The organism is Flavobacterium sp., assembly GCF_047602195.1.
Classification (GTDB): domain Bacteria; phylum Bacteroidota; class Bacteroidia; order Flavobacteriales; family Flavobacteriaceae; genus Flavobacterium.
In genome coordinates, this window is record NZ_JASGHW010000004.1 from 890672 (window position 1) to 915929 (window position 25258).

23 protein-coding genes and 1 tRNA gene are annotated in these 25258 nt (G+C 47.6%); 14 read left to right on the forward strand and 10 right to left on the reverse strand.

Annotated features, from left to right (window positions below; translation table 11 throughout):
• The first annotated feature begins 10 nt into the window (after positions 1-10).
• Entirely contained in the window at positions 11-3163 is a 3153-nt protein-coding gene (locus tag QM717_RS10080; protein ID WP_415037350.1) for a tail fiber domain-containing protein, read from the forward strand.
• 78 nt (positions 3164-3241) lie between these two features.
• Here the strand turns inward: QM717_RS10080 and QM717_RS10085 are convergent, their stop codons facing one another.
• The 4 genes from QM717_RS10085 to QM717_RS10100 form a co-directional block, all read right to left on the reverse strand.
• On the reverse strand, positions 3242-3691 hold the full coding sequence (locus QM717_RS10085) for a nuclear transport factor 2 family protein (RefSeq protein ID WP_415037351.1): 450 nt from the start codon (positions 3689-3691) through the stop codon (positions 3242-3244).
• Between the two features lie 40 nt (positions 3692-3731).
• The gene (locus QM717_RS10090) at positions 3732-4196 is read right to left on the reverse strand and encodes a hypothetical protein (protein ID WP_415037352.1); all 465 of its coding nucleotides are present in this window, start codon (positions 4194-4196) and stop codon (positions 3732-3734) included.
• Positions 4197-4284: 88 nt separating this feature from the next.
• On the reverse strand, positions 4285-6243 hold the full coding sequence (locus QM717_RS10095; protein ID WP_415037353.1) for a tetratricopeptide repeat protein: 1959 nt from the start codon (positions 6241-6243) through the stop codon (positions 4285-4287).
• On the reverse strand, positions 6240-6941 hold the full coding sequence (locus QM717_RS10100) for a LytR/AlgR family response regulator transcription factor (RefSeq protein ID WP_415037354.1): 702 nt from the start codon (positions 6939-6941) through the stop codon (positions 6240-6242). Before QM717_RS10100 ends, QM717_RS10095 begins: the two co-directional genes overlap by 4 nt.
• Positions 6942-7097: 156 nt before the next feature.
• Here QM717_RS10100 and QM717_RS10105 point away from each other — a divergent pair, with 156 nt between their 5' ends.
• From QM717_RS10105 to QM717_RS10115, 3 genes are all read left to right on the forward strand, one after another.
• Positions 7098-9770 (forward strand): hypothetical protein, encoded by a 2673-nt coding sequence (locus tag QM717_RS10105; protein WP_415037355.1) that lies wholly within the window; start codon positions 7098-7100, stop codon positions 9768-9770.
• A 386-nt stretch (positions 9771-10156) separates the two neighbouring features.
• Complete coding sequence (locus QM717_RS10110; protein ID WP_415037356.1) at positions 10157-11092, forward strand: DUF58 domain-containing protein; 936 nt, start codon at positions 10157-10159, stop codon at positions 11090-11092.
• Between the two features lie 85 nt (positions 11093-11177).
• A tRNA-Asp gene (locus QM717_RS10115) sits at positions 11178-11251 on the forward strand.
• Between the two features lie 320 nt (positions 11252-11571).
• Here the strand turns inward: QM717_RS10115 and QM717_RS10120 are convergent.
• From QM717_RS10120 to QM717_RS10130, 3 genes are all read right to left on the reverse strand, one after another.
• Positions 11572-13500, reverse strand: coding sequence for a S8 family serine peptidase (locus tag QM717_RS10120; RefSeq protein WP_415037357.1), 1929 nt, complete (start codon positions 13498-13500; stop codon positions 11572-11574).
• A gap of 193 nt (positions 13501-13693) precedes the next feature.
• Entirely contained in the window at positions 13694-14647 is a 954-nt protein-coding gene (locus QM717_RS10125) for a hypothetical protein (protein ID WP_415037358.1), read from the reverse strand.
• An 82-nt stretch (positions 14648-14729) separates the two neighbouring features.
• Positions 14730-15227: a DUF456 domain-containing protein gene (locus QM717_RS10130; protein ID WP_415037359.1), complete on the reverse strand. Its 498-nt coding sequence runs from the start codon at positions 15225-15227 to the stop codon at positions 14730-14732.
• Positions 15228-15297: 70 nt separating this feature from the next.
• On the opposite strand from QM717_RS10130, the gene QM717_RS10135 reads away from it, so the two are divergent.
• Positions 15298-15795, forward strand: coding sequence for a hypothetical protein (locus QM717_RS10135; RefSeq protein ID WP_415037360.1), 498 nt, complete (start codon positions 15298-15300; stop codon positions 15793-15795).
• Positions 15796-16430: 635 nt separating this feature from the next.
• On the opposite strand, the gene QM717_RS10140 is transcribed toward QM717_RS10135, so the two are convergent.
• Positions 16431-17555: a glycosyltransferase gene (locus QM717_RS10140; protein ID WP_415037361.1), complete on the reverse strand. Its 1125-nt coding sequence runs from the start codon at positions 17553-17555 to the stop codon at positions 16431-16433.
• The gene (locus QM717_RS10145; protein WP_415037362.1) at positions 17552-18493 is read right to left on the reverse strand and encodes a hypothetical protein; all 942 of its coding nucleotides are present in this window, start codon (positions 18491-18493) and stop codon (positions 17552-17554) included. The genes QM717_RS10140 and QM717_RS10145 overlap by 4 nt, the downstream gene beginning before the upstream one ends.
• A gap of 108 nt (positions 18494-18601) precedes the next feature.
• Between QM717_RS10145 and ruvC the strand changes: the two genes are divergently transcribed.
• From ruvC to hemW, 5 genes are read left to right on the forward strand one after another with little or no spacing between them, the layout of a single operon-like run.
• Complete coding sequence (gene ruvC / locus QM717_RS10150) at positions 18602-19156, forward strand: crossover junction endodeoxyribonuclease RuvC (RefSeq protein ID WP_415037363.1); 555 nt, start codon at positions 18602-18604, stop codon at positions 19154-19156.
• Between the two features lie 27 nt (positions 19157-19183).
• Positions 19184-19732: a hypothetical protein gene (locus tag QM717_RS10155; RefSeq protein WP_415037364.1), complete on the forward strand. Its 549-nt coding sequence runs from the start codon at positions 19184-19186 to the stop codon at positions 19730-19732.
• Complete coding sequence (locus QM717_RS10160; protein ID WP_415037365.1) at positions 19701-20126, forward strand: hypothetical protein; 426 nt, start codon at positions 19701-19703, stop codon at positions 20124-20126. The genes QM717_RS10155 and QM717_RS10160 overlap by 32 nt, the downstream gene beginning before the upstream one ends.
• A gap of 11 nt (positions 20127-20137) precedes the next feature.
• Positions 20138-21025 (forward strand): hypothetical protein, encoded by an 888-nt coding sequence (locus tag QM717_RS10165; protein WP_415037366.1) that lies wholly within the window; start codon positions 20138-20140, stop codon positions 21023-21025.
• Between the two features lie 14 nt (positions 21026-21039).
• Positions 21040-22164: a radical SAM family heme chaperone HemW gene (gene hemW, locus QM717_RS10170; protein WP_415037367.1), complete on the forward strand. Its 1125-nt coding sequence runs from the start codon at positions 21040-21042 to the stop codon at positions 22162-22164.
• Positions 22165-22166: 2 nt separating this feature from the next.
• Here hemW and QM717_RS10175 read toward each other — a convergent pair whose 3' ends face one another.
• Positions 22167-22514, reverse strand: coding sequence for a hypothetical protein (locus QM717_RS10175; RefSeq protein ID WP_415037368.1), 348 nt, complete (start codon positions 22512-22514; stop codon positions 22167-22169).
• 88 nt (positions 22515-22602) lie between these two features.
• Here QM717_RS10175 and QM717_RS10180 point away from each other — a divergent pair, with 88 nt between their 5' ends.
• From QM717_RS10180 to QM717_RS10195, 4 genes are all read left to right on the forward strand, one after another.
• A complete protein-coding gene (locus QM717_RS10180) occupies positions 22603-23379 on the forward strand; it encodes a cyclase family protein (RefSeq protein WP_415037369.1) in 777 nt (258 codons plus the stop codon).
• An 84-nt stretch (positions 23380-23463) separates the two neighbouring features.
• A complete protein-coding gene (locus QM717_RS10185) occupies positions 23464-23865 on the forward strand; it encodes a GNAT family N-acetyltransferase (RefSeq protein ID WP_415037370.1) in 402 nt (133 codons plus the stop codon).
• A gap of 219 nt (positions 23866-24084) precedes the next feature.
• Positions 24085-24456, forward strand: coding sequence for an MmcQ/YjbR family DNA-binding protein (locus QM717_RS10190; protein WP_415037371.1), 372 nt, complete (start codon positions 24085-24087; stop codon positions 24454-24456).
• Positions 24457-24508: 52 nt separating this feature from the next.
• Positions 24509-25237: a PH domain-containing protein gene (locus tag QM717_RS10195; protein ID WP_415040107.1), complete on the forward strand. Its 729-nt coding sequence runs from the start codon at positions 24509-24511 to the stop codon at positions 25235-25237.
• Positions 25238-25258: the final 21 nt, after the last annotated feature.

Below are 25258 nucleotides of genomic sequence, written 5' to 3' on the forward strand. Positions count from 1 at the left end.
TCCGAAGATCATGAAAAAGGCAATTACTTATTGGGGATTGATGCTTTTTACAGCAGTTGGTTTCGCGCAAGTCGGGATCAACACCACCACACCGGCCGCGCAATTGGAAGTCAGGGCGAGCAATCCGGCCGCACCAATCAATACCGACGGGATGCTCATCCCAAAAGTCGATACCTTTCCCGCCATCAACCCGACGGCCACGCAGCAAGGCATGATGGTGTACCTGGCCACGGCGGTCGGGGCCAAACAACCCGGTTTTTATTATTGGGATTTCCCGAGTTTGAACTGGATCGGGTTTACGACCTCGGGCAACGACAAGGCTTGGTATGAGGAAGCGACGGTGGTTCCGCCCGATGCGATCACCGACGATATGTTCCATACCGGAAACGTAGCCATCGGCAAGAACACCGCCGATTTTCCGCTCGAGGTGCAGACTACGGCCTTCAACGCGGGCATCAAGAACGACTATGTGTCGAATACCAGTGATGCGGCCAATAAGATGGCGTTGCAGAATTTGGTTTCGGGCAACACTTCGGATACTCTGTTTGGCGTTGACAATACGCTTTCGGGAACCGGCAGTGGCGGCCAGGCTGGAATGCAAAACCGATTTCTATCGGGTACCGGGCATTTGACCGGCCTAGCCAATGAGTTTTCAAGCACGGGTGGTGGCAACCACATCGGTTTGTTCAACAATTATTTTGCGGCGGGCAACGGAATTTTGGCATCGAATTACACCTGGATCAATTCGAGCGTCACCGGAACCGGCACACATTACGGCACGTATATCGCCAATTCGAGCCCGGGAGGCGGTGCCCATTACGGCAGTTACCACGACCTCGCGGGTACCGGAAACGGCATTCAATACGGCGTCAGGAACATGATTACCAATACCGGAAGCGCCAACCACATTGGCGTGGACAACGAACTTTTTGGAGCTGGGACAGGAACGCAAACCGGGACGGTCAATTACCTTTCGACCAGTGGTGCCGGAAGCCACATCGGATCGCACAATTATTTTGACGGTACTGGCGCGGGTTTTCATTATGGCACCTTGACGCAAATGTTCGGTTCGGCTGCGGGAACACAATATGGAATGTTCAACGAGATCAGCAGGACAGGCAACGCTTGGCACTTCGGGGCATACAACCGGGTCAATGGACTGGGCAGCGGCCTGCATTTTGGAATCTACAATGAAGTGGCGGGTGCAGGAACGGGGCGTCAATACGGCGTGTACAATGTCGTCAGCAATACGGGCAATGAAGTGCATTATGGTACGCGCAATGAAATGTCGGGTTCGGGAACCAACGTCCATTACGGCACGGTCAACGTCATGAATGGTGCCGGAACCGGGCCGCAGTACGGCAATTATTCGCATGTCGAAAATACAGCCAATGGAACCCATTTCGGATCCTACAACCTGCTCAGCAGCGCAGGGACAGGGGCACATTATGGGGCTTTCAACGATTTAACGGGTGCCGGGACGGGTATCCAACAGGGGACGCGCAACATGATCAACAATACGGGATCGGGATTCCATTATGGGATAATGAACGAATTGAGCGGATCGGGTGTGGGCTACCATTACGGGACTTGGAACGACTTGGGTGGTGCCGGTACGGGCCGTCAATATGGGGTATTCAACATTATTACCAATACCGGAAACGAAAACCATTACGGCACACGCAATGAATTGTCGGGTTCGGGAACCGGCATCCATTATGGCTCGGTCAGTGTGATGGATGGTACCGGATCGGGTCCGCAATTTGGACATTATTCCGACATCAACAATACTTCCAACGGTACCCATTACGGTCTTTTTGCCGAAATGAACGGTACCGGAAACGGCATCCATTATGGTTCGCGTACCGAATTGGACGGTGCAGGATCCGGCGCACACTACGGTTTTTCAACCCTGATGTCCGGCGCAGGGACAGGAACACAATACGGATTGTTGGCGCAAATCACCAATTCGGGAAACAACGACCATCGGGGTTCGCAAGTGTTTTTGAATGGGGCAGGCACCGGCTCACACATGGGATACAGCGCGCTGTTGCAGGGTGCGGGAACCGGGACACAATTTGGCGTAGAGACGTTTGTTGCCAATACCAGCAATGGTTTCCATTCCGGAATGTACAACAGCATCCTCGGATCGGGAACGGGTTACCACACAGGGGTGTACAACTTTATCGGCGGTGGCGGAACCGGTGTTCAGGCCGGAACGGTCAACCAGATTATCAATACCAGCGATACCGTACATTATGCGGTAGACAATACGCTCAGCGGTAACGGGAACGGAGTGCATTACGCGGTCAATTCACTACTCGAAGGAACCGGAAATGGCGCACAATATGGCATGCGCACCGAAATCACCAATACCGGAACCGGTGTGCACCAAGGCGTGTACAATGAATTTTCGGGAACGGGCACGGGCGCGATATACGGTTTCAGGAACCAGATCGAGACCAGCGGCAACGGCTTGATGTATGGCAATTACACGAGTTATCTGGCCAGTGCAACAGGGACGGGTGCCAAATATGGCTATTATGTCACTATTCCGACGACAGTCGGCGGCACGCACTACGGTATTTACTCCAATGTCAACAAGGCGGGCAGTTATTCGGGTTTTTTTGGTGGCGATGTGCGGGTCGTAGGCGATGTGCAGATGTTCGGCAATATTCTGCCGCAGGCCAACCTGATCTATGATTTGGGAACGGCCGCCGTCGCATTCAACGACATGTATGCCGATAATTTCTTTAACGTCTCGGACCAACGCCTCAAGGAAAACATCAAATCCTTGCCTTATGGATTGGAGACCATCGGCAAACTCAAAACCTTCCGCTACAATTTCATCGCCGATTCGGCCAAAAAACCACACCTGGGATTGCTCGCGCAGGAAGTCGAAAAAGTGATCCCCGAAATTGTCTCCACAGGCGAAGATGCCATGCAAACCAAAGCCATCGACTACATCGGCATCGTACCGATTTTGGTCAAGGCGATGCAGGAACAACAACAAATCATCGCATCCGAAAAGGAAAAAAACAGCCGGCTCGAAAGAACAAATGAAGTCACTCGAAAAACGAATACTCGAGCTCGAACAAAAACTCCGAACAGCGAACTGATTTTTTTGAAAATGGTGGTATATTTTTATGCAATCAGTCGCTGAAAGTCCGGTGAAAAGCCGGACTTTTTTAATTTATAAATACGATGCAAAATTCAAGATTGAAGTCTTAAAAATGGCATTCTATTTCTTTTTTTCCTCTGATTTGGGATATTCTCTCCAAGTATAACTCTTTTGGACAATCTTCCACGAACCCTGGTATTTGAGCAATAAAAAGTAGTCTGTGAAAACCCTCCATCCTGGAATGATGATTTCAGCTTTTGCAGTGGCGGCGTCCTTCTCAAAATCAATCGAAACAATTCTGCCGATTCTGTTTGTTTTTTCTCCTTTTTTTACGCCCGCAATATATTTTTCTCCCGATCTAATTCTAAGCGAATCTTTATCAACCGTGTACAAATTGAATTCCGGATGAAAGGCTTTTACCAATTTCTCAGGTTCGCCATTGGCTGTTCCGTCAATGTAATTCATTAATGTCTCTGTGATTTGCGCTATTTCTGAGTGAGTAGATTGGGCATGCGTTTTAAAAAAACCGATTGCTAAAAGTAATGTTAGAAAAATTTTTGATCGTTTCATTTTTATGTGATTTGGTTATTACCGGTTAGTGGCTGGCCGTTTACATATATTTTTTAGGGTCGTTTGTATAAGTAACAAGATATTTCTTCTTGTCATATAAATATTCAAATGAAATAAATTTAAATTTTTTAAGATCTCTTGAAAATAGCCTATGCTTTTCACCATTTATTGATATGAGATAATCTTTATTTATATCCAGTTCTTCTAGAAACGCCAAAGGAATTAGATTTCCTTTCGAGTTCTTTAAAATTGAATCCACTATGATTTTATTTGTTTCAACATTCAATAATTTCATTCTGTCATTTTCTTTGGTGTAAGTGACATAAAAGAAACTTTTTTTTAAATAATTGCTATCTTGTTTTAAAAAATAGTTTACAGTAACTGAATCTTGGAAAGTATCACAATCCTTTTTTACAATAAAACTATTTTGTGTTCCACAACTTGTGAAGGTAATTGCTAAAATTACTATGCATACAAATTTGGCAACCTCAAATTTTGATTTCATTTTTGATTGTTTGAATCACTGTAGTTGTTTAGGCTTGTCCTAACTTATTAAAAAACGCAACCGATTTCCCAAAGGCAAAGGCCACAATTCACGCCATCGACAAAGTAAAAATCGTCCCCGAACCACCGCTTTCCACCGAAATTTTACAATGGATCGCCTTGGCCAGATCGCGCACCAAATGCAAGCCCAGCCCCGACTTGACCCCGCTGATTTCATCCTGGTCAAACAACACCTTAACCTTTTCCTGGCTCATGCCCGGACCGTTGTCGCTGAGTGACAAGAAAGTTTGGCCATTGGTTTGCCAGGCGCGCCAAACGATTTGGGGTTCGGCCCGTTCGCGTGTCGCATTGAGCGCATTGGCCGTCAGGTTCCGGATGATGGTCTTGAGGTAATTCTCGTCGGTATCGATCTCCAAATCGGTGTCAGATTCAAAACGGATCGGCGTATCGGTCACGGCCGAGAAGTGTTTTTCGATCGATTCGAAAACCGTACGGATACGGAATTTCTGCGGCTGCGGTTCAAAATTCTTCATCTGGTCCTTCGACCACAGCAGCATGTCTTCCATCGAATGCAATAAATTCTTGGCCGATTCCAAAGTCGCGTTCTCTATGCGGATCTTGGCGGCCTCGTCGAGCAACTCGGGCGATTCCTTACGGAATTGGATGTAGTGGATGAAACTGTTGACCGGGCTGCGCAAATCGTGGTTCAGGATGCTCAGCAGCCGCGTCTTGATGTGGTTCGCGCGGTCGAGGTCGGCATTCATCGAATGCAGGTGGCGGTTGGTTTCCTTGCGGCTCGCGCTTTGGTAATACAGCAATCCCCCGATAACGCCCAGAAATACGATTCCAAGACTCAGCGCCCATTTTTGCCGTTGGTTGGCCTCGAGTTGCAGGTCGTTGATCTTGAGTTCCTTGTCGCGCAATTCGATGGCGCGTTTGTCCTCGATGGCGCGAATGGTTTCCTTGTTCTCGGTATTGAAGATTGAATCCTTGAAGGTAATCGAAGTTTGGTAGGTTTCAAGCGCTTTTTTGAAGTCGCCCTGCAGTTGTTGTGCTTCGGTTAGGCTCGTGTAATCGTCATACAACCCGCGGATGTTGTCAAGTTCTTGATGGAGTTTGATGGCCTTGTTCAGGTAATCCACGGCACTGTCCAAAAGCGGACGGTTGTTTTTTTGTCCACGCGCCTTTTGTGTATACGAATCCCCGATGATGCCATAACTGAATGAAATGTTGACCTTGTCGGGTACACCAATGACTGGTACCTGCAAAGACCGTTTGCTGTAATCAATTGCTTTTTCATAATCTTCAAGATCATAATAAGTCAGCGCAATGTCCGACAGCACGCTCGCTGTAGCCGAATTGTCCCGCACGCTTTGGTAAAACGAAAGGCTTTTCTCGAAATAATCGAGCGCTTTCAGCGGTTGTCCCATATTGTTGTAAATCACCGCAATGTTGCGGTTGAGCATGGCCAGGAATGCTTGGTCATCAACTTTTTGGCGGAGCGATTTGTTGATGTACAAGACCGCTTTTTGGTAATTCTTGATACTGTAGTAGATGCTGGCGATGTTCATTGAGATTTCGGCTACGCCCATCTTGTCGTTGAGCGACTCGTCGATTTTAAGTGCCCGATGGTAAGCAGCCAGTGCATGGGAATATTCGGCCTGATTGAAATGAACGCCGCCAATGGACGTGTGGATTTTGCTCAACAGCCTTTTGTTACGGGTTTGCTGGGCCGCTTTGTTTAGGAAATCGAGCGCCTTGTCGTACTTGAAATTGGCGTCGTAGTTTTTGCCGATTGTAAAATTTGATTGGGCGATGCCGTCTTGCCACTGTATTTTCTCGGACAGGGCCAAAGCTTTTCGCGCATACGAAAATCCCTTGACCGAATCGCGCTTGAAATAGGCCAGCGACAACCTGTTGAACGCCTCGACTTTGGTTGAATCTTCACGCAATTTGGGCAAAACGTGGAGCAATGAATCAATGGTGTTTTTTTGTTGTGCCGACAACGATAGGGAAAACAGGAGCAGGAGGGTTACCCATTTTCTCATAACAACTTGTTTAAATTCTCCTTATAGCCACGTCCGAGAGGGATCGTGATGGTGTATTCGAGTTCTATTTCGTTGGCGCGGATGGTCTTGATCAGGTGTTTCTGTACCGCAAAACCACGGTGAACCCTGATGAACGACTGGAAATTATCATCCTTGAGCAAGGTGCCGATGTTGAGCAGTACGCGGTGTTTTTTCTCGGAAGTTACGATCAACGTGTAATTTTTGAGCGCCTCCAGGTAGATGATGTCGGTCATCTTGACCTTGGTTTCGGCATGGCCTTCCTTGATGAAAATCGCATCGCCACCGATGGATGCATCAAACAGCGACGCTTTTTGGCGGATGTCCATGAATTCCTCGATGCGTTTGACGGTTTTTTGGAAACGATCGAAAGTGAGCGGCTTGACGATGTAATCGAGTGCGTCGAGTTCAAAACCTTCAATCGCGTACTCGGTGTGTGAAGTGATAAAGACGCAGGCCGGAATTTCCGAGACTTTTTTGCGCAGTTCGATGCCGCTGAGGTTGGGCATGTCGATGTCAAGAAAAATCACGTCAATCGGATTCTTCTCGATGCAGGCGAGGGCTTGTTGCGAAGACTGGAACGCCCCGACTATTTCAAAAAACGGAAACCGTTTGGCGTAGGAAACTACGGTCAGGTTATCGATTTCGGTATCGTCGGCAATGACACACTTCCATTTCATAAAAGACTAATTATGAAACAAATTTATCAAAAAAATGATGCAAAAGCAGTAGTGTGTACTTTAAAAATGTCGTTTGTGTATCGACGTGTTTTTCGTAAAAAGTGTTGCCTTTATTTTGCGCCATCAATCAACAAAATATAATTTGAAATGACACACATGCAAAAGATTATCGCAACGATCACACTGGTTCTCGTGAGCTGGTGTGCCTTCCCCCAAGTCGGAATCAACACCACTTCTCCTGCCGCACAGTTGGAAGTGAAATCGAGCAATCAGGCCGCGCCTTCCAATACCGATGGCTTGATTATCCCGAAAGTGGACGCCTTTCCTGCCGTCAATCCAACAGCGGCACAACAAGGTATGATGGTTTATTTGACCACCTCGATAGCCGGAAAACGTCCGGGCTTCTATTATTGGGACAACAGCGGCGCGATCTGGACACCTGTTTCGGGGAACAAAGGATGGGAAGTAACCGGTAATTCCGGGACGACGCCGACGAACGATTTCGTCGGGACTTCCGACAACCAACCGTTGGCTTTCCGCACCAACAACACCGAACAGATGCGCATTACCAACACGGGAAGAACCGGGATGGGCACAGCTACGCCGCAATCCAAACTGCATGTCTATACCGGGGCTTCGGGCATGACGCCCAATGCGTTTGCCACAGCTACCCTTGAGGGCGACGTGAGTTCGTATCTCGACATTTTATCGACCGCAGAAACCGGCGTTTTGTTCGGCAGCAGTGGCAATGGAGCCAACGGCGGCTTAATTTACAACAGTCCTGCACTGACGGCCAACAGTATGGCATTCCGTAACAATGGCAACACCACACGCATGGTGCTTGGGCCGACAGGCAATTTGGGATTGGGGAATTTTAATCCGGGTTATCCGTTGCAGTTTGGCAATACGCTTGGCGATAAGATCGGTTTGTGGGGCGCGAGTTCGGGCAACCATTATGGCATTGGAATACAGGATTACTTGTTCCAACTCTACACAGGTGGCTCGGGCGACGATATTGCCTTTGGTTATGGGCACAGTGCCGCGTTTTTTGAAAACATGCGCATCAAGGGAACGGGAAATGTGGGTATCGGGGCTTCGAATCCGCAATCGAAACTGCATGTTTACAACGGCGCTTCGGGTATGTTGCCTAACCCGGCATCGACTTTGACACTCGAAGACGACCAAAATAGTTATTTGAGTTTATTGTCGGCGCAGGAAACCGGTATAATTTTCGGTGCCAATGCCAATTCTACTAACGGTGCCATCGTGTTCAACAATCCACCAATGCCTGATGGTCTGATTTTCCGCACCGGAGGCAATGTCACCCGGTTGTCCATTTCAGGGACCGGCAACGTTGGGGTAGGAAATTTGATACCGATTGCCAGAATGCATATTGGTGCATCGAATAGTGCGACGCCGGCCAACAACGACGGAATTATCATCCCAAGGGTGTATGCGTTTCCGGCGGTTAATCCGAATTCGCAGCACGAAGGGATGATGGTTTACCTGATTTCAGCCGCGGGCACTAAACTACCGGGTTTTTACTACTGGGACAATACGGCTGCCACCTGGAAAGGCGTCGGGGCCAACTCGGGCTGGAGCATGAGCGGAAACGCGGGCACTACACCGGGAACCCATTTCATTGGAACGACCGACGACAAGGATTTGATCTTGAAGCGCAACAATGTACGCGCCGGACAAATCGGCACCCTGAATACGGCCTTGGGCGTAGATGCGCTCGTGGGCAACAGTACGGGAACACACAACGTGGCTGTTGGAAACAATGCGCTGAGCGCGGCGAATCCGGGCAATTACAGTACGGCGGTAGGCTCTTATTCATTGTTCAAGAATACTTTTCCAGGCAGTGTGGGGGTAGGGATCAGTTCGCTCGAAAACAATACGACCGGACAGTACAACACCGCCATCGGGACCAACGCATTGCGTACCAACGTCACCGGGGCTTACAACACTGCTACGGGTTACAATTCGCTTTATGACAATACGGGTTGGTACAATACGGCTTATGGTGTCAATTCGATCTCGTCGAATTCTGATGGGCAACAAAATGCGGGCTTTGGTTTTAATGTATTGCAAAAGAACAAAACCGGAAGTTGGAATACCGCGATGGGTAACGGTGCGATGTTCTTCAACATCGGCGGCCAGGAGAATACCGCTGTAGGATATGATGCCTTGCATGCCAACCTCGAAGGCGATTACAACGTATCGGTAGGAGTCAATTCGTATTTCACCAATGAATCGGGCAATTGCAACACCGTACTCGGAACCGGGGCCATGTACTGGCACCAAACCGGCAGCAACAACGTCGCGCTCGGGATGGAGGCGATGAACAACCAAACTTCGGGAAGCAACAACATCGCCATTGGGAAGGGCGCAAATGTGCCATCGCTTACGGGCAGTGACCAGCTCTCGATTGGCAATACGATTTATGGGACGGGCATGGGTTCGGCAACAGCCAAAGTGGGCGTAAAGACGACCAACCCGACGGCCGATTTGGAAGTGAACGGCTTTACCAAATTGGGATCTACGGCACCGGCCATCAAGATCTTGAAACTGACCGGGACGACCAATGCCTCACAAGGGGTTCAAACCGCAGTAGCGCACGGACTTACAAGCTCTAAAATACTAAGCGTAAGCGTGCTGGTGGATTATACTGCGAGTGCAAGCGTGCCACCCAGCTATGGAGGTTCTGCGGGGTATGAGTACGATTATTTTGTGAATGGTACGAGCGTGGTGGTTTGGACCAAATCGGGGAATTCGGGGAATATTTTGTCGAAACCGTTCAGGATTTTGGTAACGTATGAGGAGTAATTTTAATTGACAATTTGAATCATTAAATGATGGTAACAATTGGATTGGTACTGTTGGGCGGTGTTCGACTGATTTGGAAGAACTGGTTGAAAGTAAGAATGCCGTTAGTATCGAGGGGTAAATTTTAAAATAGTTGGGTTGCGTTAAGGATTGCAGCGGCATCCTTTGGCGAAGTATGAGCCAAAGATAAAGCGGAAAGCCTGGCCGCGGCTATTCGAATGTTGATTGATTGCATTTTTGTCAAGCCGCGGCAACGCCCAACAATAAATCATAAGCAAATTGAACGAGGTTGAGCAATCGACCTCAACTAAACAGTCTTCGGGCTGTTTTTTTATTTGGCAATCTTTTAATTTTTTAATCTTTCAATCTTTCAATACATTTACCAGATGAAGATTGAATCGCAAATAGAAAAGATTTCGAGTTTCCAGCATCTGGAACTGCTCGCCAACCAGGTCGTCGAAGGGTTTATTTCGGGCATGCACAAGAGTCCGTTTCACGGATTTTCGGCTGAATTTGCCGAGCACAAGACCTACAATTCGGGCGAGAGCACCAAACACATCGACTGGAAATTGTTTGCCAAGACCGATCGTTTGTACACCAAGCGTTTCGAGGAGGAAACCAATTTGCGTTGCCATTTGATTATCGACAATTCGTCTTCGATGCATTACCCGAAACTCGAAAACGGAGAACCTTTTTTTTACAGCAAGATTGGGTTTTCGGTGCTGGCCTCGGCGGTATTGATGAATCTTTTGAAGAAACAGCGCGATGCGGTTGGGCTCAGCGTTTACTCGGACAATTACGAGTATTATGCACCCGAAAAGGGCAGCGACCGCCACCACCGCATGCTGCTCAATAAGCTGGAAGCCTTGCTCGAAAGTCCGAAAACGGCCAAGAATACCGACACGGTGACGTTCCTGCACCAAATCGCCGAAAAAATGCACCGCCGTTCGATGATCATCCTGTTTACCGACATGTTCCAGAACGCCGATGCGGCCGCAGACGCCAAATTGTTCAGCGCGCTGCAGCATCTCAAGCACGACAAACACAAGGTCGTGTTGTTCCATGTGATCGATGAAAAAACCGAAATCAGTTTTGATTTTGACAATGCGCCGCGCAAATTCATCGACATGGAATCGGGCGAAGAAGTCAATATTTTTGCCGATAACGTCAAGTCGGCCTACGAAAAACAGGTACAGGACTACTTCAAAAAGCTCGCGCAGACCTGTGCGCAGAACAAAATCAAATATGTCCCGGTCAGTGTGGGCGCGAATTTCGAAAAAATCTTGACGACTTACTTGGTTGAGAAGCAATCCTTTGGCTGAAGTCCTTAAAAAAAGTAAAATTTTTTTTTCGGAAACGCTTGCGAATCTAAAAATCTGTCCTATATTTGCATCCGCATTACAGCGAGGTTTGGTAGTTCAGTTGGTTAGAATGCCGCCCTGTCACGGCGGAGGTCGCGGGTTCGAGTCCCGTCCAGACCGCAAAAAATGTAAAAGCGAAAAGCACTTTGGAAACAGAGTGCTTTTTTTGCCTAAAAAAGGGGGGTAGTCTCATTTAAATTGATTATCTTTCCAAAAAGAAAAGTACCTCAGATGCGTTTCTGACTTTAAAGAAGAAAAGCATTCAAAATAGTTGTGTTGTTTCGAGGCGAAAGCCTCAGGTTTAGTAGTTAGACCAATGAAAAGCTTTCCACTTTTGTGGATAGCTTTTTTGCTTTATAGGTATTCTGTGCTGCGGCTATGATTCACTTGAAACAAAAAAACAACCCGAAGGTTGTTTTAAATTTGTTTCGAACTCTTGGTTATTCTTTTAAAAGCTTTCCGACTTGCCTGTAATCGTTGGCTCCGCTGATGATGTAAATGTACATGCCTTTTTCCTGTTGTCCCATATTGATGGAATCTTCCAGCGTATCTTTGGCCATGACCGGATTGCCGTTCTGATCGTAAATGCTGATGCTGTACTTCGACAAATCGTCGCCTTCAAAGTTGACAATGGATTGTACCGGGTTCGGGTAAACTTTAATTCGGTCTGCTTTGGTGTTTTCTTTGCTGTCCATACCCGTTTCGTCTCCTTGTCTGTACATGAAGCCGCAGGTTAATTGTTGACCGAGCAAAATTGCGGCATAGGCATCAACTAAACCGTATCCAGCTTCATTATTCCAAATGCCATAAGGTCTGCCGCTGGTAGGCAAATAGTTAAAATTGCCCACTTTCTGGGCCGTGTATTCGATAACGTAATTGACCTGTTGGTAGGTAAGACACGGATTGGCTGCCAATACCAATGCCGCAACACCGGCAACATGCGGTGCGGCCATCGATGTGCCAGACATGGTCGTGGTGTTATTGGGGTTGTTGCTATCGGTTGAAATACCCAGTGATAAAACCGCCCTTCCAGGCCCTACTACATCGAGTTGCGGTCCAATGGCAGAACTCATGAAAACCGCCAAATTCGATCGATTGTTCCCAAGGTCGTCAGAGTTGGGGGCATCAATAACCATTCTGTTGGCACTCTTGTCAATGGCCCCAACAACCAAAAATTTCGCATTGGAATTCCCCGGATAGTCAATCGATCCATGGTTGCCTGCAGCAAAGACCACTACACATCCTTTGCCAGCCCTACCCGAGGCCAACGCGGCGGCAAGCGCATCGTTTAGTTGGGGGCTGCTCAGGGAACTGCCCGAGGCACCCCATGAATTGTTGATGACATCGGCACCGTTCTGCCAGGCCCAGTTAATGCAATTGGCCAATTGCAACGAAGGGGATGCGGTAAGGTCGTCAGGTCTGATGATGTTCATTAAACCGGCATTGGGTGCAACACCGGCAATCCGAAGACTGTTTCCTTTTTCGGCACCGACAATGCCCGCCACATGGGTTCCGTGTAAGGAGATTGGTACAGTCGGGTTGCCCGAAAAGTTTTGCGTCGACACGATATTGGCATCAATATCGGCATGATTGGTTTTGATTCCCGTATCGATTACGGCCACCTTGATTCCTGTGCCCACCGAAACGGTCCAGGCTTGGCACGCATTGATGTCTATGCTGAGGTTGGTGGCATTGCGGAGCCCCCATTGGTTGCCATATTCAGGGTCATTTGTACAAGGAGGATCTTGCGGGCCTGGGTTGCCGGGTGCTGCTACGGGATCATTTTTTGCGGTGTTGAAATCGAACATGAAACCCGGATCGACCGCAGCAAAAAGCCCGGTTTCATAAAAAGCGTTGGTCATTTCCACGGCATTCGAATCGGCTTTTTTGTCAACCTGCAAAGTAAACCATTCCGGCATGTATTTGTTTTGCGCCAGCACCGATGCATGGTGCTTTTGCGCCACTTTTTCCAATAATGCACTGTCTCCGGCATTTTTGAGCTTGACGTGAAACAGGTTGGAAGTTCCGATTGAAATTGTCGGGCTGTCATAAAAATAAGGACTTACCGCACGTACGCCTGCAATTTTACGAAGCCGCGCTACGAGTGCCGAATAATCTTGCAGCGTGGGTTCTTTGGCCAACTGTACCGCAATCCAATCTTGATGGAACTCACTGCGGTCTGCATTGACCGTGGTCTTTAAAAAAGCCAAGCCCTCAAGCGATTGGACATCGAAATCCTGATCAACACAGATGTTCAATAATTTTCGATCGACGGTAAGGGGTATTTTTTTTCCATTGTCATAATAATGTTGTTGTGCGAAAAGGGCAGTACTGAGTAGTGCTGCCGCAAGGGTCAGTTTCAATTTCATAGTGTGTTTGGATTTATAAGTTATTGCCTACAAGTTATAAAAAAGATTCCAATCAAGTTCAATTCGACTGATAATCTGCAACTTGGGCTTGGAAAAATCCTTGGATTGAAACCAAATCGAGCAGATGAAAAACAAATAAGCCGCAAAATCCCTATCCGGAACCTGCGGCTGATGTCAAAGAGAGGTAATGTTTTCAATCATGCGTGTCGATATAGCCCACGCTTTGGCCATTGCGGTTCACGATTTCGCCTTTCTGCGCGATGTACAAATAATTGTAGTGCTTGTCCGACAGCATCAACTTATAACCCCGTCGGTTCGACTCCGAAAGCCTTCCGATCGTATACACCGAATCGTCTTCGACGGTCACCAAATTGCCTTGGGTCGTAATGAAATATTGTCCGCTCTCATCGCCGTCAAAAAACACATCGAAAGCGATATGGCTTTCATCGAGCGCCGTGTCGTTTCGCGAAGCCGGAGCAGGAATTTGCACCATCGCGGGTTTTGAAATGGGTGCGGTTTTATGGACGGCAACCGGCTGGGTTTGGCCGCTGGCATTGTTCCAACCATCCGAAATGGCCATCAAACGGTCTTTGCGCGCCGGATGCGTATGCGACGATTTCTGCGAAGCGGCCACATTCATCGCCGCCTGCGCATCGGCTTTGTTGGCGCCGAGCTTGTTGAGCACGAAACCTGAAAATTCATCGGCTTCGAGTTCGAGATTGGGACGGCTGCCACCGGACTGCAACGTATGGCCGTTGAGGTGGTGCCCGATTTCATGCGCGATGATGCTGATGCCTGCCCAATCGTTGTCGGCGGCATAATTGATTTTCGCAATGAATTTCGGATTGTACAGAATGTAGCGCTTGTTTTTCAGGATGACCGCTGCGGCGTTCGGGACATTGGCCGCGCGCACTTCAAAATTGGGACGCAGGCCCACGACGGCCAGGATTTTTTCGATGACTTTTTCGGCTCCGGCCTCGGCAGGCGCGAGCGTGATTTTCGGGTTGATCGATTCGCCGTAATAGCTGCAAAGGAACGCTTCGTCGTGCTCGTGTGGTTGTGCCTTGATCGAATAACTCACCATCAGGATGAACAAAAGGCACAAAATCAATCGGAAGAAAAAAGTGTCGAAAAAGGACTTTCCCATAACGGCCGGTTTTAAGGTTGGTTCTATCAAACAACAAAAACGCCCGATTTAGTGTAAAGGAAATCTTAAAGTTTGGCCGGGATCAGAAAAAAGCGCGGTGCTGCCACGCCACGCCGATAAACAATCCGAGGAAAATCATGCAAATCACAAATTTCATAAAGCTCGAGGCCAGGAACCCGATGAACGAACCCGTCGCCGCCTTGAGCGCACGACCGTGGTCTTTGGAATCGTAAATGAGTTCGCCCACGAAAGCACCCACAAAAGGCCCGACGATAAACCCGAACGGAATCGGTGCAAAAATGCCGACAATGAGCCCGATGTTCGTACCCCAAATCCCATATTTGCTGCCGCCGAATTTTTTCGTGCCCTTGGCCGGAATCAAATAATCGAGTACCGAAACCACTACGGTAACGGCCAGCGTGAGGCCCAAAATCCAATAATTCATCGGGACGGCATGGGTCAAATACAACAACAAAATCCCGAGCCAACTCAATCCAGGTCCTGGAATCACGGGCAGGAAACTGCCAAAAATCCCCACAATCATGCAGGTAAAACCAATGAGCAACAAAGCAATATCCATTTTTTAGTATTTTTGAAAATTAAAATTGTATTTTTAGGCCGCTCAAACAGCATTTGTTCCTGACACGAATATGAGAAAAATAATCCCGATACTGCTACTTTTTCCGCTGTTTTTTGGCGCCTGCCAATACATCAACAAACAGGTTCCCGACGAAAAGGAACTGCTAGAGAAAGAACTGCAGTCGATCAATTGGAGCCAGGTCGATGAATTCCCATCGGTGGCTTCGTGCGATTCGGTCTCCGACAAGGAACAAAAAAAACAATGCTTTTTCCAATACCTGACCGAACTCATCCAAATCAAACTCAGCGTCGATACGCCCGCGGTCGTTTACCCGCAACTCGACACCATCGACGTCAAGGTGACGGTTCTGCCCAATGCGACGATGACCTTCGAGATGCAGCACAACGATTCGCTGTCCTACAACTACGCCGCCATCGACAGCATCATCAAGGCACGGCTGGTCGATTTTCCTGAAATCAATCCGGCACTCAAGCGCGGCATTCCGGTCAAGACGCAGTTTATTTTACCGGTCGCGCTAGACGTGGTGAAGAAAAATAAGCGAAGGTAATTTTTTCATTAGGAGCTTTTTGCTTCGCCAGTTCACTCCAAATATTTTTTATTTGGAGCTCGGGTCCCGCTATCGCCTTTATCTTTTGTTCCGTAAACTCCACAAAAGGATACCGGCTCTATCGGGGCTATGCTGCCGCAGGCTTTCTTTTGCCTCGCCGCAAAAGAAACAAAAAGGCGTGTCGCGCGATTACTCGGCGACCTGCCAGTTTTTGATGGCTAAAGCAAATAAACTCGGCTGCGCCTCAAACAACATTTGCTTTAACGCCATCTGCAAACGGCAGGTGCCCGCCTGCGCAATCAAAGCGCGCAACCTCACGAAGAACTTCTTATTTAAATTGAAAGTTTATTTTCCGCTTTGGATGTTTCGGTGGCGTCAGTCGTCAATTGGACGATAAGGTTTCTTAGTAGGATTTTTGGTGCAGCGGGCAAGCCAAAAATAAAATAGAACTTTCCTGCTTGGCGCGGCATTCGTCAGATGAGCGTTAAAAAATCAAATGAGTGCGCGTTAAAAGCCAGGCTTTGTTTGAGGCACAGCCGAGTTTGGCTGGCTTAGCAAACGAATTTGATTTTTAGCGAAAATGGTGTGCCGCTACGCCTTTTTGCAACTTTTGCGGCGAGGCAAAAGTTGAAAGATCAAGATTTAAACTTACGTCCTTTCCAGCGATACCCAAAACAGACCGCATACGCCGCCACCAAAACACTAAAAAATGGATAAATCAAGCTGCTTACCAGCAACCACTTCATCCATTTCCTGTTCAGGAATTGATTGGTTTTGTACAACAAAATCGTATCAATCAAGAATTTGATCCCGAACACAATCGCAAAATCAATCCAGGAAATTTGTTTCAAAACCGCAAAAACGAGCGCTGCCAAAGCACACAAATTACCCAAGAAGACAATCACTGCCAAATCTTTCCCAAACACGCTTTGGTACGCACCTGCCTTTGACGCCCAACGCGAGTGTTGCTGGAATACGGCGCCCCAGTTCTTGAGCGGTTTGGTCACGACGATATTGCCTTCCGATTTGAGGTAGTGTACTTTTTCGGGATGTTTGGCCGCGGCTTTTTGTACCAGGAATACATCGTCGCCCGTGGCCTTGTCGCTGTTGCCGGCAAAACCGCCGAGTTCGTGGAACAGACTCTTGGTGTAGGCGAAATTCGCGCCGTTGCACATGAATCCGAGCCCGAGCCCGAAACTGCCCATCGTCGCGCCCTGTAAACTGGTGAGGTCGAGTTGCTGGAAGTTGCGGATCAAGGAATTGCCGTCGGTATATTGGACCGAACCGATCAGCATTTCAGCTTGGTTTTCCTGGATGTAACTGTCGAGCGTGCGCAGCCAGTGGGCCGGGAAAGTACAATCGGCATCGGTGGTCACGACCCATTGCTGCTTGACGATGTGGATCGCGCGCGCAATCGCATCTTTTTTGGGTGAGCCTGTTATCTTGATGTTTTCGAGCAGCGTAAATTCGAATGCGCCGTTTTCCATGCGCCAATTGTAGACGATGCGTTGGGAGTTGTCTTCGGAGAAATCATCGACGAGAATCAGTTCGAACAAATCAATCGGGTAATCCAATTTTTTGAAACTGTCGAGCAGATCGGGTAAATTCTGCGCTTCGTTTCTAAAAGGAACGACAATCGAGAAATAGGTTTGCGGATTTTTGGTTTTGGGCACGTAGGTCTTGATTTTCCCGAATCCGTAAATCAATTGCGCCATCGTAACGGCATACACCAAAATAACAACGAGAAAAAAAACGATCATGCGCGTCGGGTTTTAAATTGCATCACATAATAACTGCCGATGACCACCGGCAACACGACATTGAGCAGCCACATCAATGTGCTGATAAATATAACAATCCATTCGTTTACACCCAACAAGGAGAAGAAATAAACCGCGACCGAACCTTTGACCGCGAAGTCGAAAAACTGGAAGGTCGGCAGCGAAGACGCCAGGAAATAGACGCTCGCGATGACCGACAGTAGCATCCAATAGGGCAAATCGACATCGAAGGCGAGGAACAAAAAATAATACTGGTGCGAGAACACAAGGTAACGCGAAATCCCCAAAAGGATGTTTTTACGGTGAATGGCTTTGGGCAACGCGTTGATTTTGTGGACGATTTTCTCGAGCGAATACCCTTTGATCGCAAACGACTTGAAGAAGAACGAAGCCGCAATCAAAACGCAAAAAACACCAAAAATAATCCCTACCGTCCGTGTCGTGATGATGCCAAAACGGGCATTGAAATACAACAACCCGAAAACCCCGAAAATGACACTCAAAATCATCTGGATGCCGTTGTTGATCAGGTTCAGGAACAAGATTTTCTTGGTTTCGGTTTTGTCGAAATACAATGCTTTTCCGGCATATTCACCGATGCCGTTCGGCGTAAAAATCGAGGCGGTCAAGGCAGCCAAAACCTGTTTCGAGGCTTCGCCCACCGAAATCTTTTTGAAACTCCCGACGAGGTTCTGCCACTTCAAAATCTCCAAAAATCGGTTGATGAAACTGAGCAATAGAAGGAACAAAATTCCACCAAGGCTCCAATTTTTCTTGAAAAGTGCGACAAACTTGTCCCATTCGAGTTTGTCGTTGTGCGCAAGCTGGTCGTAGATGAAATAAAAAGCGCCGCCCACGATCAAAAGTTTGGCCGCCGAAACGAGGAATTGTTTAGCTTTGTCTGGAATCGCAATCATGATTCGATTTTACCGCAAAGAAACGCAAAGGAATGCAAAGACTTTTTAAACTTTGCGAAAATCTTTGCGCATCTTTGCGGTAGAAAAGCGGTAACGCGGTAAAATAAAATGGCAACAGAACGCATCATACTCGGCATCGATCCCGGAACGACCATCATGGGTTTTGGGCTGATCAAAGTCGTCAGCAAGAAGATGGAATTCATCCAGCTCAACGAACTGATCTTGTCCAAATACGACGACCATTACACCAAACTCAAGGTTATTTTCGAACGTACGATCGAACTCATCGAGACGCACCATCCCGACGAGATTGCGATCGAGGCACCGTTTTTCGGCAAGAACGTCCAATCGATGCTCAAACTCGGACGTGCCCAAGGGGTGGCGATGGCGGCCGGATTGTCCAGACAAATCCCGATTACCGAATACGAACCCAAGAAAATCAAGATGGCCATCACCGGCAACGGAAACGCGAGCAAGGAACAGGTCGCCAAGATGCTCCAGCAACTGCTCGGCCTCAAGGAATTGCCCAAAAACCTCGACAGTACTGATGGTTTGGCCGCGGCGGTCTGCCATTTCTTCAATTCGGGAAAAATCACTGCAGGCAAAAGCTATTCGGGTTGGGACGCATTTGTTAGGCAAAATGAAGAACGCGTTAAGAAATAATTGTATATTTACTAAAAATTGTTGCTGATGAGAAAGATATTTACTGTCATGGCCTTGGCTTTGCTGTTTAGCGGTTGTTCATCCGATGACAATGAGCCGACAATCATTTTCAATACGCTTCCCCCGGTACAACCCGACGAGCACTTTCATTTGACCGTAAATGGCACCCAGGTTGATTTGAACAACCTGAACATGAACGATATGAGGTTTGGCTCTATTAGCAGAAATTCGGACTCGTATGCTATTTTTGCCAAATGTGGTATTGGGGATTCTCCAGAGTCTACTGAGATTTCTTTGCGTTTCGATCTGAACGGCAAATTGGTTTCGGCTACACAGAAATCAGTACGCCTTGCAGATCAGGTAACACGCATTTATTATTACAGGAATTATAAAAATTTCCCATCCAATTATTTCAACATTTCAATTGTATCGGTTGATGAGGTCAACAAGAAAATAAAACTCACTTTCGAAAGGGGATTTGTATATGCAAAATGGCTCCCTGCCGATTTCTTTCGATTCCGCCAAGACATCGATCAGCGGGGACTTGGAGATGGTTTACAGTCAAAGCGAAGGTAATTCTGAATTTTCGCTCAATGGGGTTCCGCAATACTGCAATGCCAAATTCAACACTGTTGACTGGAAGGCTTGGACCGAACCACAAAATAGTATTTTCACTTCGACGGATGCCTACAGGATAGAAACCCATTTTGCCGTTACGACTACTCCGGGAAGTTATGCTATTAATGAAAGCTCGGGGAACTATGTGCGTTTTTCAAAATTCAATACGGCTACCCTAACCTATGATTATTATAATGTGACTGGTACGATCGCGCACAGTTATCGCGAATTCCACGGGGCGGCAAGTTATTCTTACATAGGAACATTTAATTTTACGGCCGTCAATCCGAATAATCCATCCGATGTCATTCAGGTGACCGATGGAACTTTCAGGTCCTATCAAAAGTTTTAAATCCATTCGTTATGAAAAAAGCAAGGGTTTTATTTTGGATTCTTCCACTTGTCATGTTGCTCTCCTGTTCGTCGGATGATGAAAATGAAGTGATTGTCATTGATGTCCCGGCAGCCGAAGTGACGCCGGAGCCTTCCGTAATGAATGTGAATATCAACGGAGAGGCACTCTCTACCTGGTCAAGAGCATACAAGTCAGAGGGCTTTTTTATCTTTCAGTTCGGCTATGGGCAAATCACCGTCCATGAATCGGGACGTTTTGGTTATTATACGATGAGAATCTTGGATGGACAGCCTAGTTTTCAGAAAACATATAGTTCTTTTGCAAACTTCAGTTCCAATTATTTTGAATTCCATATCGTTTCACATAATGACGTGACAAAACGGTTCAAGGGCTATTTTTCGGGATATGTGTACCGCAATGGCGACATAACCGCGGAATCCAAATTTGTAAATGGCACTATTGACATGGCTTACGAAGATCTCATCCCGTCCATTACTGGCCTTGGGAATTCTGCCAAAATCAATGGGGCCGAATGGCTGCAGACAAACTACAACAGCACCAGGGGTACGGGTCCTGCTTACGGCAATGTCACCCGAAACGGATACAGCGACGATGGGTATAAAATTGCCATTCATTACCAACCAAACAACTCTCCGGTAGGTACCTATAACTTTAACAGTACAGATGCAACCAATAAGGTGACACTTTCCAAATTCAATCCTTCCACTCTGACGTATACGGATTATGTTTGTACGGGAACGCTCAACATCAACCTTAAGGTCGAAAGCATTTTCGGCGGCACGTATCAATTTACCGCTGTCAATCCCAATGATCCATCAGATGTTATCCAAGTAACCGATGGGAATTTCAAATTTGTCTGGGTTTATTTCGAATAACAAGCAAAACTTAATTGGCTGGGATTTACATTCATATTCCTTTTTGCAAACAAGCTTGCCATTATTGCGATTTCCATTTCTCGACTTCGATGAAGCACAAGGAAGCGATGGTTTCGGCTTTGGCCCATGAAATGCAATTGCGCCAAAACGAATTGGGCGGTGAAACCATAGAAACCATCTACTTCGGCGGTGGCACGCCAAGTATTTTGTCGGTGGGTGAAATCAATTTCCTGATCGAAAGCGTCTACCGAACTTTCAGCGTATCCGAAAATCCCGAAATCACGCTTGAAGCAAACCCGGACGACCTTTCTTCCAGTCAAATACTCGAATTGACCAATACACCAATCAACCGTCTGAGCATCGGTATCCAATCGTTTTTCGATGACGATTTGAACATGATGAACCGGGCACACCATTCAATTGAAGCGCAACAATCACTGGCCGAAGCGACGCGGCATTTCGACAACATCTCGATCGATTTGATTTACGGCATCCCGGGCATGAGCGATGAACGTTGGAGGCAAAACATCGAAACGGCATTGTCCTACAACATCCCACATATTTCAAGTTATGCGCTCACGGTCGAACCCAAAACGGCCTTGAAAAAACTAATCCAGACCGGAAAAATTGCTGCGCCCAAAGACGAGGTCGCGCAATCGCATTTCCAGATTCTTGTCGATACGTTGCAAACCAACGGATTTGTGCATTATGAACTGTCGAATTTCGGGAAGGAAGGTTTTTTCTCGCGCAACAATTCGGCCTATTGGCTCGGGAAGAAATACCTCGGGATTGGGCCGTCTGCGCACAGTTATGACGGGGTTTCACGGAGTTGGAACATGGCCAACAATTCGATGTACCTTAAATCTTTGGCCGAAAACAAGTTGCCGAACGAAACCGAAATCCTAACCGTGGCCGACCGCTACAACGAAACCGTCATGACCGGATTGCGCACCATTTGGGGAATTTCATTGCAGCGCCTCGAAAAGGAATTCGGGGAAGAATATTTGGCTTATCTGCTTGAGCAAAGCCAACGGTTTGTCGCCGACGGATTGCTTTCGATTGAAAATGGGGTTTTACGCACCACGCCCAAAGGAAAATTCCTCGCCGACGGGCTTGCCTCGGATTTGTTTTTCGTCTGAAACTACAACTTGAAAATCGTACGGATCAGGCCCATGCCCAAAGCCGATTTCATATCGGTCGTGCCATTGGGGTTGAACGAATCAGTCGTGATGCCGTTGAGCGTCATGGGCAATGGTGCAGCGTTGACTTTTGAATAACCATTTCCGTAAGGCACGTATTGTTCGGTGCGCATCGAAGTCGGGCTGTACACCGACAAAGAACTTCCGAGCGATTCATAGCTTTTAAACCCCAACGAAAAAGTCACCGGAAAATCGGAGCCGCGGAATCGGTTGGCGGGCGAAAAAAGGTGGTCCTGTGCACTTGCGAAACCGCCGCAACCCAGCATCAAAATGAAAATCAATTTTTTCATAACGCATCATTTTAGAGGAATAAAGATAAGATTTTTTTAAGAAGGACTATCGGAAATTTGCGTAATTTGGTCATCCAAAACCGCTCTTTTGAAAGCAACAATCACACAGAACCACCAAACGTATACCATCGATTTGTCGCAACCGATCGACATTTCCATTCCGCTGACCCATACCGACGACAACCCGATTGCGTGGTACATCGACAAACCTGTCATTGAACCCGTGCGTTTCGGCGACTGGGTCGGCAAGGTTTCCGAAGGCAGCTCGTCGACCAATTTCAACAACATCCAGTTCAACCCGCACGGACACGGTACACACACCGAATGCCTGGGCCACATTACACGCGATTTTTACAGCATCAACCAGGCACTCAAGACATTCTTCTTTACGGCCGAACTCATCACGTTGCGGCCTTACAAACACGACGAAGACCAAGTAATTACGAAAATACAGATCATGGCCGCGCTCGAAGGCAAATCGCCAGAAGCGCTTGTCTTGCGTACGCTGCCGAACGAAACCGAAAAACGGCACCGCAAGTATTCGAATACCAATCCGCCGTACCTCGACGAGGAAGCGGCGCGTTACATGCGCAAGATCGGGATCCGGCATTTACTCGTCGATCTGCCGAGCGTCGACAAGGAACGCGACGAGGGAAAACTGCTCGCACACAAAGCGTTCTGGAACGTCACCGATGTGAACCAACTCAACCCCGATGCACGCCACGACGCCACGATCACCGAAATGATTTTCGTGCCCGATGCGGTTCCCGACGGCGCTTACATGCTGAACCTGCAAATCGCGTCCTTCGAGAACGACGCCACACCGAGCAAACCCGTATTGTATACAATCGATTCAAGACAATAGACCGCTGCGCTTCCAGGGTCAAGAACCAAGACTTTTCGCTGTCTTGGTTCCTGGTTCTTGATTCTAGGCTCTAAAAAGACATTTATGATTGAAGTTTCCACCGACAAATCGCGATTGGACGTCCCGTTCATCCAGGATTTTTTAAAGGACATTTACTGGGCGGCCGGCCGCACGATCGAGGAAGTGCAAACCACGATCGACGCTTCGTTCTGTTTCGGGATTTATGTTGATGGCCAGCAGGTCGGTTTTGCGCGTGTGGTCACCGATTATGTAGTTTTTGCCTACCTCATGGATGTGTTCGTCACACCCAGCCAGCGCGGCAAAGGCTATTCGTCGTTGCTCATCAAAGCCATGATGGAAGAACCGGCATTGCAGCAGGTCAAGATCTGGCGATTGGCCACGACCGATGCACAGTTTTTATACGAGAAATTCGGGTTTACGCCGCTCGCGCATCCCGAGAAAATGATGGAAAAAGTGATTAAATAATTGATAATTTGGGCGTTGCCTGCGGCCGGGCTTTCCGCTGCAAGTCCTCGCTCGTTCCTCGCTGTGGGCTTTTCGCTTCAATCCCTAACGCGGACGTCTGTGAAAACGAATACGTGTGCGTTAGGGATTGCAGCGGTTATCCTTTTTGTTGCAAACAAAAAGATAAAAGCGGAAAGCCCGGGCCGCAGGCAACGCCCAAAAAACAAATAAATTAAAAAAATGAACATCCAACAATACTTCGACTATTGCCTTTCCAAAAAAGGCGTCACCGAACACTTTCCGTTCGATGAGGATACGCTCGTGTTCAAAGTCGGCGGCAAAATGTTTGCCTTGTCTTCGATGAAAGAATGGGAAAGCGGGTCGCCGTCGGTCAATTTAAAATGCGATCCCGAAAAAGCCGAGCAATTGCGCGCCGATTACGATGCGGTCCAACCCGGCTACCACATGAGCAAGGTGCATTGGAATACGGTCGCTTTCAACGGCGACGCATCGGACAAAACCATCTGCGGTTGGATCGACGACTCTTACAACTTGGTTGTGAAAAGTTTAACCAAAAAAGCACAGGCAGAACTCGGCGCATTAGAGAAATAGCCTTACTTTTGTAGCTATCCCGAATGTTAAACCAAAATCGGACAGTATGGAAATGAAAGAACAATTCAAGAAATTCCTCAACGAAGAACAGGACCCGAAAGCGATCGAGAAAATCACGGCCAAGCTCAACGACCTGCTCATGAAAGGCGAGGAAATCGGCTACATCGGCGTACAGAAAAAGCCGGCGATTACGGTATTTCCAGACAGCATCGTTTTGACGAACAAGCGCATTATTATGTGCAAGCCCAAAAACCTTGGCTTGTCGATGGACTTCACCGATTACGCTTGGGAAGACATCGCCGGGACTTTTGTAAAAGAAAATATTTTGGGATCGGAATTTTCATTCTCGACCCAAACCGACATCCAGGTATCGATTGATTACATTCCCAAAATCCAGGCGCGCAAGATTTATACGTTTGCCAAGGAACAATTGGAGGTTTTGAAAAACGGCGCTGCTGCCACAATCAAAACGGGAACCGTTGCAGAAGAAACGGTCCAGCCTACGCCAATAGCTTTTATGGAAGAACCGGCGGTTGAAGAAATCGAAGCCGAAGAAGTGACCAACTTCGCCGAAATCATCCCGGTTTCGGGCTACCGCGATGAAAAACAACATCCCGATCCGTCGCCGGCGGTGACCACAGAAAAAGAAAAGTCCCTGGCCGAATTGTCGAGCGAGGAATTGTTCGAGAAATTGCAGAACTACAAGAAACTACTTGACAACGGACTCATCCTGCAAGGCGAATACGATTCGCTCAAAAAGGAAATCCTGAACTACATGTAAGTGAAAATAGAAAAAACAGAT

Coding starts and splice junctions, on each gene's coding strand:
- QM717_RS10120 (WP_415037357.1), bottom strand. CDS start 13,500: ATGAAATTGAAACTGACCCTTGCGGCAGCACTACTCAGTACTGCCCTT.
- QM717_RS10095 (WP_415037353.1), bottom strand. CDS start 6,243: ATGAGAAAATGGGTAACCCTCCTGCTCCTGTTTTCCCTATCGTTGTCG.
- QM717_RS10195 (WP_415040107.1), top strand. CDS start 24,509: ATGAAAGAACAATTCAAGAAATTCCTCAACGAAGAACAGGACCCGAAA.
- QM717_RS10110 (WP_415037356.1), top strand. CDS start 10,157: ATGAAGATTGAATCGCAAATAGAAAAGATTTCGAGTTTCCAGCATCTG.
- QM717_RS10125 (WP_415037358.1), bottom strand. CDS start 14,647: ATGGGAAAGTCCTTTTTCGACACTTTTTTCTTCCGATTGATTTTGTGC.
- QM717_RS10085 (WP_415037351.1), bottom strand. CDS start 3,691: ATGAAACGATCAAAAATTTTTCTAACATTACTTTTAGCAATCGGTTTT.
- QM717_RS10155 (WP_415037364.1), top strand. CDS start 19,184: ATGAGAAAGATATTTACTGTCATGGCCTTGGCTTTGCTGTTTAGCGGT.
- QM717_RS10130 (WP_415037359.1), bottom strand. CDS start 15,227: ATGGATATTGCTTTGTTGCTCATTGGTTTTACCTGCATGATTGTGGGG.
- QM717_RS10165 (WP_415037366.1), top strand. CDS start 20,138: ATGAAAAAAGCAAGGGTTTTATTTTGGATTCTTCCACTTGTCATGTTG.
- QM717_RS10185 (WP_415037370.1), top strand. CDS start 23,464: ATGATTGAAGTTTCCACCGACAAATCGCGATTGGACGTCCCGTTCATC.
- QM717_RS10135 (WP_415037360.1), top strand. CDS start 15,298: ATGAGAAAAATAATCCCGATACTGCTACTTTTTCCGCTGTTTTTTGGC.
- QM717_RS10145 (WP_415037362.1), bottom strand. CDS start 18,493: ATGATTGCGATTCCAGACAAAGCTAAACAATTCCTCGTTTCGGCGGCC.
- QM717_RS10100 (WP_415037354.1), bottom strand. CDS start 6,941: ATGAAATGGAAGTGTGTCATTGCCGACGATACCGAAATCGATAACCTG.
- QM717_RS10175 (WP_415037368.1), bottom strand. CDS start 22,514: ATGAAAAAATTGATTTTCATTTTGATGCTGGGTTGCGGCGGTTTCGCA.
- QM717_RS10090 (WP_415037352.1), bottom strand. CDS start 4,196: ATGAAATCAAAATTTGAGGTTGCCAAATTTGTATGCATAGTAATTTTA.
- QM717_RS10140 (WP_415037361.1), bottom strand. CDS start 17,555: ATGATCGTTTTTTTTCTCGTTGTTATTTTGGTGTATGCCGTTACGATG.
- QM717_RS10190 (WP_415037371.1), top strand. CDS start 24,085: ATGAACATCCAACAATACTTCGACTATTGCCTTTCCAAAAAAGGCGTC.
- QM717_RS10105 (WP_415037355.1), top strand. CDS start 7,098: ATGCAAAAGATTATCGCAACGATCACACTGGTTCTCGTGAGCTGGTGT.
- QM717_RS10080 (WP_415037350.1), top strand. CDS start 11: ATGAAAAAGGCAATTACTTATTGGGGATTGATGCTTTTTACAGCAGTT.
- ruvC (WP_415037363.1), top strand. CDS start 18,602: ATGGCAACAGAACGCATCATACTCGGCATCGATCCCGGAACGACCATC.